Source organism: Pseudomonas sp. GM78, assembly GCF_000282475.1.
Taxonomy (GTDB): domain Bacteria; phylum Pseudomonadota; class Gammaproteobacteria; order Pseudomonadales; family Pseudomonadaceae; genus Aquipseudomonas.
On the sequence record NZ_AKJF01000203.1, the window covers coordinates 48,880 to 57,174 of the forward strand.

Sequence of the window (8,295 nt, forward strand, 5' to 3'; positions counted from 1 at the left end):
AGCGATGTTCAGAATCCTCTTTCGCCTGTACCTGGTGACCATCATTTCGTTCAGCGCCGCGATCTACCTGGTGCCGGACCTGGTGATCAAGGTCTTCCACGAGCGTTTCGTTACCTACAACCTTGATTATTCCAGGGGGCTGCAAACCCTGATGGTCAAGCAGTTCAAAGCCGTCCCGGTCGAGCAATGGCCGGCCCTGGCGGCGGAAATGGATAAGGAGTTCCATCCGCTGCACATCCTGCTCAGCGGTAACGACAATGCCGAGTTCTCCCTCGAGGAACAGCAGCGTTTACAACGCGGCGAAAACGTCGTGCGCATCGGCGACTGGGGCTGGCGCACCCTGGCGGTGGCACCGTTGGACGAGCGCACGGTGGTGCAAATGGTCGTGCCGCCGGACCCGATGGACGTCAGCCTGTTGTACTGGAGCATCAACGTGCTGATCGGCGCGACCATGCTCGCTTGCCTGTTGCTGTGGCTGCGTCCGCACTGGCGTGACCTGGAACGTCTCAAAAGCGCGGCGGAACGCTTCGGCAAGGGGCACCTGGGCGAGCGCACGCAGATTGCCGCCAGCTCCAATATCGGCAGCCTGGCCAACGTCTTCGACACCATGGCTGGCGACATCGAAAACCTGCTGAATCAGCAGCGGGACCTGCTCAACGCGGTGTCCCACGAATTGCGCACGCCATTGACCCGTCTGGATTTTGGCCTGGCCCTGGCGCTGTCGGATGATTTGCCCGCCGCCAGCCGCGAACGCTTGCAAGGGCTGGTCGATCACATTCGAGAACTCGACGAACTGGTGCTGGAATTGCTCTCCTACAGCCGCCTGCAAAACCCGGCGCGGCTGCCCGAACCCATCGAGGTGTCGCTGGATGAGTTCATCGACAGCATCCTGGGCAGCGTCGATGAAGAACAATCGCCGGACATCGTCATCGACGTGTTGCTGCACGGCCAGCTCGAGCGCTTCAGCCTCGACCCGCGCCTGACCGCCCGCGCCCTGCAAAACCTGCTGCGCAACGCCATGCGCTACTGCGAAAAACGCATTCAGGTCGGCGTACAGGTGTGCGCCAAAGGCTGTGAGATCTGGGTGGACGATGACGGGATCGGTATTCCCGATGACGAGCGCGAGCGGATTTTCGAGCCGTTCTACCGACTCGACCGCAGCCGGGACCGGGCGACTGGCGGGTTTGGCCTGGGGCTGGCGATCAGTCGTCGGGCGCTAGAGGCCCAGGGTGGCACGTTGACCGTGCAAGCATCGCCGTTGGGCGGGGCGCGGTTTCGGTTGTGGTTGCCGGCGCCGGTTTGAAACCGCGTCACACCTGTCAAACCTGACAGTAGCCAGGCATGCCAATTCGGCGTTTCATGGTCCCATCGCAGTCAGGTTGTCGCGCCAAACACCAAGGACTGGAGGCGAGTGATGCAGGGACCGACAATAAAAAGAACGGGCATTGGCACGATCAACGCCATCAGGAAAGTCTGGGTCGACGCAACGTCGATCCAGTTCGCCATGGTCCTGCCTGATGAGGGCTGCTCCCGGCTGGCCATTCGGATCGGGCTCAATCTCATGGCGGATGGCAGCGACTATTTTCACGTGGGTGACAAGGTGCAATACACCTTGCTGAAGGGGCCGGTGGGGGCGGTTACACGAGCGCAGGATCTGGTGAGGTTTTGACCTTGCGGCGAACCGTCAAACTCGATCACGAATGATTCCTGACAGTTGGTGCCATTAAGCCATGATTTCTGAAGCCAACCGGTACTATCAGATTTGATAGGAGGAAAGGCACCCAAAGTATTGCAGGCTAAATATCGAACCATCAGCTTTTGAGGGACAGAAAAATGCCCGTCGAACACGAAAAAATAAAGTGCCGCTACCTCTATGACCCACTGAGTCGCTTGGTCGGCTACGCACCTGTATTGGATGAACTACTTCAGCGCTTTTACTGCAAAAACCGACTGGTCACAGAAATTCAAGGCCAGGTTCGACGTTCTATTGTCCAACAGGGCGAGCAGTTGTTGGCGCAGCAACTACGCAAGGATGGAAAAGTTGAAACTACACTGTTGGGTAGCGATTTACAACGCTCGATTTTACAGGCACTGAAAGATGAGTAACGACATCAGTTGGCATACACACCTTATGGTCATCATGGCGAAAGTGGCGCTGGCATCCTGCTAGCGTTCAATGGTGAGCGCCCTGATCCATTGACCGGTCATTATCTGTTGGGCAACGGTTATCGCGCATTCAATCCTGTGCTGATGCGCTTCAACAGTCCGGACAGTTGGAGTCCATTTGGAAGGGGGGGTTAAATCCGTATGCGTATTGTTTGGGCGATCCGATTAATCTGGGAGACTCAAGCGGTCATAAACCAGGTTTTTTTGCTCGTATTGCTTCAATGTTTAGAGGTGATAAATCGGTTGGAGTGAAGAGTAATCCATTGTTTTATAACGAGTTTAATGTCGCTGATTACGTAAAAAGTAAATCGAGCTCACTTTCGCTTAACGATATGGCGATGACCGAAGTAGAAAGAGTGTTGGGTGCGATGCCAGGAAAGCAGATAGAAGCTTTGCACAATGGCCCCATGGCTAATTCGGTGCAAATTTGGAATCGAAAAACTGGGCTGGCCAATATGGAATTCCACCTCGGTGCTACTGACATGCGAGATCATCTTTCGGAGTACAAAATCATTAGTGAGGGTGTTGCTGGAAATCTGAATGGGGTTTTACCCCAGAGAGCTAATGAGTATTCGCGGTTGATCTCAGAAGGCCAATATCCGCATCCAGTACTCTCCAGGGTTCACAATTTTGGGCACCCAAAAAGACAAGGTCCATTAATGCTGGATCGGCATAGGCAGTTTGAAATCTACAGGCAGGCAAACGAGCCTATTCCGGATTTTCTACTACAAAGAGAAATCTTTATACCTTCTAATATCGCGAAAATCAGAGGTGGAAAGTAACTCTGCTTACTCATACATCGTACCTTCCTCGTAACGACTGCTCCCAGCACGGAGCGGTGGTTGGTCAAGCCTGATGGTCAAAATTCGAATGGGTTATCACATTACTTTTACACGCTTAGTCGGATACGCAACTGCGTGGCCATCTCCTCAAGATCCACCGCTGGATTACGCCCGATCAGCATCCAGGCATGTTCCATATCCGCCCAATACACGATGTTCATCCCGTGCCGTCGCTCCTTGGCGAAATGCCGACTGCCGCTGTTGGAGCGCGTGACGCACAACGCCATCGGGCCGTGAACCGGATCCAGGTAGGTGATCTGGGCGATGGCCACGCCGTCGTACTCAAGGATTTGTGCGCGTTTGAACTGGGCGCGGGGCAACGCCAGTTTTGCCGGCGCAAGATTGAGACCCAGGCGTGCATCGATGGTGCGCAACTGCGCCAGTTGCGTCGCTTCGTCACTGGGCAGATGGTCGAGGGTTTCCGGTACGTAAAGCACCATGTAGTCGGCGACCAGGCCGCGCCAGTTGTGCGTTTGCTGGCTGGTTTGCCAACCGAGGAACAAACGGTCCGCCAGCACACCGCCGGCCAGCAATCCGGCGGCGGCCGCGAGGAACCAGCGCCGACTCAGCCCCGGGCGTGCAGGGGCGGGCAAGGTGTCGAGCATGGCTTGCAGGCGCTCGACCGGGGCTTGTCGAGTCACTTCGTCGTAAGCCGATTTGAATGGCATGCTGCTGCGGTCCAGCCATTGCAGGCGCAGGCCGAGCATCGGGTCTTCGGCAATGGCGGCGTCGATGCGGGTGCGTTGTTCGGCATCGAGCTGGTTGTCCAGGTAGGCCACCAGTTGCTCATCCGACAGTTTCGCGTTCATCGACGTTCTCCGGTGGAAGGGTTCGGCACCGTGTGCAACGGCGGATACTCGGCCAGTTTCAGCCGGGCGGCGGCCAGTCGGCTCATCACGGTGCCGATGGGGACTTGCAGGACATCGGCCACTTCGCGGTAGGACAAACCTTCGACGTAGGCCAGAAACACCGTTTCGCGCTGGGCCTCGGGCAACGCCTCTACCCGTCGGATCACCTGTGCGGCGCGCACATGGGTCTGTGCAGCCTGTTCGCCATCGAACGACAAGGCTTGATCGGCATCCACCACGCCCTGGCCCTGGTGCACTCGGCGGGTGCGCACTTCATTGATCCAGATCGAATGCAGAATGCTCATCAGCCAACGGTCCATGCGCGTGCCCGATTCGAACTGCCCGCCGCGTTCGAGCGCCCGCACACAGGTGGCCTGCACCAGGTCCTCGGCCACATGCCGTTGTCGGGACAACAGCAGGCCATAGCGCCACAGGCGCGCCAGATGCTGCCCCAGTTCTGCCCTAATTTCCTGATCGCTGGCGATAGCGACCTCCCTCCAATCGGGTTGTCAGGTGTTCGATGACGCGTTGATGGCTTCGGCCAGGTCCTGGTACTGCTCGCAGGTGGTATTGCCGCAGATCGATTGTATCTGCTGCAACTGTTCCCGGGCGAGGTCCAGCCGGCCTTTGATCACATAGGCTTCGCCGAGGTATTCGCGCACCAGCGCATACTGCGGGTCGAGTTTGACCGCTTGCAGGTAATAACCGATGCCTTCATCGGTGCGCCCCAGTTTACGCGTGGCGTAGCCGCGATAGTTCAGGGCCTTGGCGGTGTTGGGCTGCATGAGCGTATCGAGCAGGGCCAGGGCTTCTTCGTAACGCCCATCCTTGGCCAGCTGATAGGCGTAATCGGTGCGGTCGGCGTCCGGCAAGAGCATGCTGGTTTGCTTGACGCACCGTTGTGCTTTGCTGTCGAACACCTGCCCTCGAGGGCACTGCGGTTTGGCGGGGGTATCTTCCTCGCCGTTGGCCCATGCCAGGGAGCTGGACAGTGCGACGGCGAGCACCAGCGGTGCAGTAACGATCGAGAGACGGCGATTCATGGGCAATGCTCCGAACGGACCGAAAATGTTGAGAAGGGCTGATGACCCTTCAACCGAAACATAAACACCGCAGCCTGAACATTTATTCATTTTTTGCAGCGTTTTTTGCAAGAAAAACCCCAGCCGCCGGGCGCTATCAGCTCAAGAGGCGAATCGGTGTTCCCGCCGACCAGGCTTGAATGTCCTCGATCATTTGCGCAAAGAATAGATGGTAATTTTGCTGGCTGACGTACCCGACATGGGGCGTTGCCAGCACGTTGTCCAGGGTTCTGAACGGATGATGTTCGGGCAAGGGCTCCTGCTCGAACACGTCCAGCGCCACACCACCCAGGCGTTGTTTCTGCAGGGCCTTGATCAGCGCCGCCTCATCGACAATCGGCCCGCGTGCGGTGTTGACCAGCAGCGCCGTGGGTTTCATCCATGCCAGCGCCTGGGTGTCCACCAGGCCACGGCTGCGCTCACTGAGTACCAGGTGCACCGACAACACGTCGGCCTGCTCGAACAATTCCTGTTTGCCGACATAGGTCACGTCGAACTCGGCAGCGCGTTCGGCGGTGAGGTTTTCGCTCCAGGCTATGACCCGCATGCCGAAGGCCTGACCGAAGCGGGCGACCCGTTGGCCAATGCTGCCCAGTCCCAGGATCGCCAGGGTCTTGCCGTGCAGGTCGCCACCCAGGCTTTGCTGCCACTTCCCGGCGCGCAACGCATTGGCTTCGACCACAAGGTTGCGGGTCGCGGCCATGATCAGTGCCCAGGTCAGCTCCGGCGCGGCATGCTTGTAACTGTCGGTGCCACAGACTTGAATGCCCAGCGCTGCGGCAGTCTTGAGGTCGAGGGCGGCATTGCGCATGCCGCCGGTGACCAGCAGCTTGAGTTTCGGCAGGCGGCGCAGCAGGTCGTCGTCGAACCGCGTGCGCTCGCGCATCACACAGATCACCTCGAACCTGCCCAGGCGATCGGCCAGGGTCGCGTTGTCGGCGGGGTAGTCGTGGATGAACGCGACCTCACCGATGGACTCCAGCGCCGACCAGTCCACGACGCCTCGGGCCACGTCCTGCCAATCATCAATCACTGCAATCTGTAGCGCCATCAGCCTTACCTCATCAAGGAACGGGGTTGGTGTTGTCCAGCCAGCCAAGCAAAGCCTTGTGAAACTGCGCCGGTTCTTCCATCTGCGGCGCGTGGCCCATGCCGGGGAATTCGACCAGGGTCGATTGGGGAATCAGTTTCGCCACCTGCTTGCCGAGCACATCGTAATGACCGATTTTTGCCTTCACTTCAGGCGGCGCAATGTCCTTGTTGATGGCCGTGGTGTCGGCGGTGCCGATCAGCAGCAGGGTCGGCACCTTCAGGTCCTTGAACTCGTAGTACACCGGCTGGGTGAAGATCATGTCGTAGATCAGCGCCGAGTTCCAAGCCACCTGGGTTTTGCCAGGGCCCTTGGCCATGCCCGCGTACATGTCGACCCAGCGGTCGAACTCAGGTTTCCAGCGGCCATCATAGTAGGTGCTGCGCTGGTAGTCGTGGATGCCTTGGGCGTTCACTTTCAGTTCGCGCTCATACCATTGGTCCACCGTGCGATAAGGCACGCCGAGGGCTTTCCAGTCTTCCAGGCCGATGGGATTGACCAGCGCCAGCTGTTCGACCTGCTCGGGATATTGCAGTGCGTAACGAGTGGCGAGCATGCCGCCGGTGGAATGCCCGAGCAAGGTGGCTTTCTGGATGCCCAGGGCCTTGAGCAGTTGCTGGGTGTTGCTCGCCAGTTGCTGGAACGTGTACTGATAATTGTCCGGTTTGCTGGACGTACAGAAACCGATCTGGTCCGGTGCAATGACCCGGTAGCCGGCATCGCTCAGGGCCTTGATCGAAGTCTCCCAGGTGGCGCCGCAGAAGTTCTTGCCGTGCATCAGCACCACGCTGCGGCCGTTGGCCTTGCCATGGGCCGCCACGTCCATGTAGCCCATTTGCAGGGATTTGCCCTGGGACTGGAACGCAAAATGCTTGACGGTGTAGGGGTATTCGAACCCTTGCAGTTCCGGGCCGTAGGCCGGGCCTTCGGCAGCGATGGCGGGCAGGGCGGCGGTCAGCAGCAGGCCGGACAGCCAGCTTGAGCGGGTAGGGGGCATGGATGAACTCCGTTGAAAATCCGCCGATACTGGATCGACACGATTAGGGCGACATTAAACAGGCAATCGCCGCGGCACTTGGTTCAACCCATCCACCCCAGGGTGGCCAAGGCGAGTGCGCCATAACGGGCGCCCTTGGCCAGGGTCACGATCAGCAGGAAGCGCCCCAGCGATTCACGCATGACGCCGGCCACCAGGGTCAGTGGGTCACCGATCACCGGGAGCCAGCTGAGCAGCAACGACCAGTGGCCGTAACGTTGATAGTGACGACGGGCGTGTTCCAGGTGTTTGGCGCTGACCGGAAACCAGCGCCGGTCCTGGAAGCGTTCGATGGCGCGCCCCAGCCACCAGTTCACCACTGAGCCGAGGACATTGCCCAGGGTGGCAACGGCCAGCAGCAACCACAACCAGTACCGATCACTGAGGATCAGGCCAACCAGCACCGCTTCGGACTGCAGCGGCAGCAAAGTCGCTGCACCGAATGCAGCCAGGAACAAGCCGAAGCAGGCCGTGAAAATCAATGGGCGGGGTAGTCCGCCACCACCACATCGGTGCCGTCCTTTTTCAGGCCGATCACTTGATAGGCATCGCTCATGCCGTCCATTTCCATGCCCGGCGAGCCCATTGGCATGCCGGGGGCGGCAACGCCCAGCAGGTCATCGCGCTTGCTCAGGGCCAGCACCTGATCGGCCGGCACATGGCCTTCGACGAATTTGCCGTTGATCAAGCCGGTGTGGCACGACGCCAGGCGCGGCGGTACGCCGTGTTGTTGCTTGAACTCGCTCATGTTGCTTTCGACGTGGTCTTCTACCTTGAAACCATTGGCTTCGAGGTGGCTGATCCATTTCTTGCAGCAACCGCAATTGGCATCCCGGTGGACTTCGATCGGGATCAGGTCGGCGGCCTGGGCCAGGGAGGAAATGAACAGGGCGCCCAAGGCAGCCAGACGTAAAGGGGTTCGCATGAGGGAAGGGGTCTCGGGTTGCGGGCAAAAGATTATATTTTGAAGGTTTTTTGCGGGTAGGCGTTCCGAGTGTGTTTCGAAGTGCTACCGAGTTGCTTGGCCTTATTATCGTAGAGCAAGGCTGTCAGGTGGATGAGGGGAAGATGACGAGTTTGTCAGGTTGGCGGCTTGTTATTTGTTGTTGGAGTACATATCCGTTGCCCAGCCGACCTGATTGCAGGTCTGTCCACATTCCCCTGTGGGAGCCAGCCTGCTGGCGATGGACTTCCAGGCAACGCGTTCATCCAGACAGGGCGCGTTATCGTT

The 8,295-nt window shown here is 58.8% G+C and carries 12 protein-coding genes; 5 read left to right on the plus strand and 7 right to left on the minus strand.

Annotation, left to right across the window (positions count from 1 at the left end; translation table 11 throughout):
* The first annotated feature begins 4 nt into the window (after positions 1–4).
* The 5 genes from PMI35_RS03375 (at position 5) to PMI35_RS35765 (ending at position 2,948) form a co-directional block, all read left to right on the plus strand.
* Positions 5–1,303 (plus strand): ATP-binding protein, encoded by a 1,299-nt coding sequence (locus tag PMI35_RS03375; RefSeq protein ID WP_008065416.1) that lies wholly within the window; start codon positions 5–7, stop codon positions 1,301–1,303.
* Between the two features lie 111 nt (positions 1,304–1,414).
* Positions 1,415–1,669: a hypothetical protein gene (locus tag PMI35_RS03370; protein WP_008065418.1), complete on the plus strand. Its 255-nt coding sequence runs from the start codon at positions 1,415–1,417 to the stop codon at positions 1,667–1,669.
* A 164-nt stretch (positions 1,670–1,833) separates the two neighbouring features.
* The gene (locus tag PMI35_RS35755) at positions 1,834–2,106 is read left to right on the plus strand and encodes a hypothetical protein (protein WP_008065419.1); all 273 of its coding nucleotides are present in this window, start codon (positions 1,834–1,836) and stop codon (positions 2,104–2,106) included.
* Between the two features lie 9 nt (positions 2,107–2,115).
* Positions 2,116–2,301, plus strand: a complete 186-nt coding sequence (locus PMI35_RS35760) for an RHS repeat-associated core domain-containing protein (RefSeq protein WP_338010044.1) — start codon at positions 2,116–2,118, stop codon at positions 2,299–2,301.
* Positions 2,302–2,318: 17 nt separating this feature from the next.
* Positions 2,319–2,948, plus strand: a complete 630-nt coding sequence (locus tag PMI35_RS35765) for a hypothetical protein (protein WP_338010045.1) — start codon at positions 2,319–2,321, stop codon at positions 2,946–2,948.
* A 107-nt stretch (positions 2,949–3,055) separates the two neighbouring features.
* Here PMI35_RS35765 and PMI35_RS03365 read toward each other — a convergent pair whose 3' ends face one another.
* From PMI35_RS03365 to PMI35_RS03335, 7 genes are all read right to left on the minus strand, one after another.
* Positions 3,056–3,817 (minus strand): anti-sigma factor family protein, encoded by a 762-nt coding sequence (locus PMI35_RS03365; protein ID WP_008065421.1) that lies wholly within the window; start codon positions 3,815–3,817, stop codon positions 3,056–3,058.
* A complete protein-coding gene (locus PMI35_RS03360) occupies positions 3,814–4,299 on the minus strand; it encodes a sigma-70 family RNA polymerase sigma factor (RefSeq protein ID WP_081504868.1) in 486 nt (161 codons plus the stop codon). The genes PMI35_RS03365 and PMI35_RS03360 overlap by 4 nt, the downstream gene beginning before the upstream one ends.
* A gap of 66 nt (positions 4,300–4,365) precedes the next feature.
* A complete protein-coding gene (locus PMI35_RS03355; RefSeq protein WP_008065425.1) occupies positions 4,366–4,899 on the minus strand; it encodes a tetratricopeptide repeat protein in 534 nt (177 codons plus the stop codon).
* A 136-nt stretch (positions 4,900–5,035) separates the two neighbouring features.
* Positions 5,036–5,989 carry a D-2-hydroxyacid dehydrogenase family protein gene (locus PMI35_RS03350; protein ID WP_008065428.1) on the minus strand — a complete coding sequence of 318 codons (954 nt, stop codon included), beginning with the start codon at positions 5,987–5,989 and terminating at the stop codon, positions 5,036–5,038.
* A 13-nt stretch (positions 5,990–6,002) separates the two neighbouring features.
* Entirely contained in the window at positions 6,003–7,025 is a 1,023-nt protein-coding gene (locus tag PMI35_RS03345; RefSeq protein ID WP_008065429.1) for an alpha/beta fold hydrolase, read from the minus strand.
* A gap of 83 nt (positions 7,026–7,108) precedes the next feature.
* Entirely contained in the window at positions 7,109–7,543 is a 435-nt protein-coding gene (locus PMI35_RS03340) for a YqaA family protein (RefSeq protein WP_086936021.1), read from the minus strand.
* Positions 7,543–7,989, minus strand: coding sequence for a DUF411 domain-containing protein (locus PMI35_RS03335; RefSeq protein ID WP_008065431.1), 447 nt, complete (start codon positions 7,987–7,989; stop codon positions 7,543–7,545). Before PMI35_RS03335 ends, PMI35_RS03340 begins: the two co-directional genes overlap by 1 nt.
* Between the last annotated feature and the right edge of the window lie 306 nt (positions 7,990–8,295).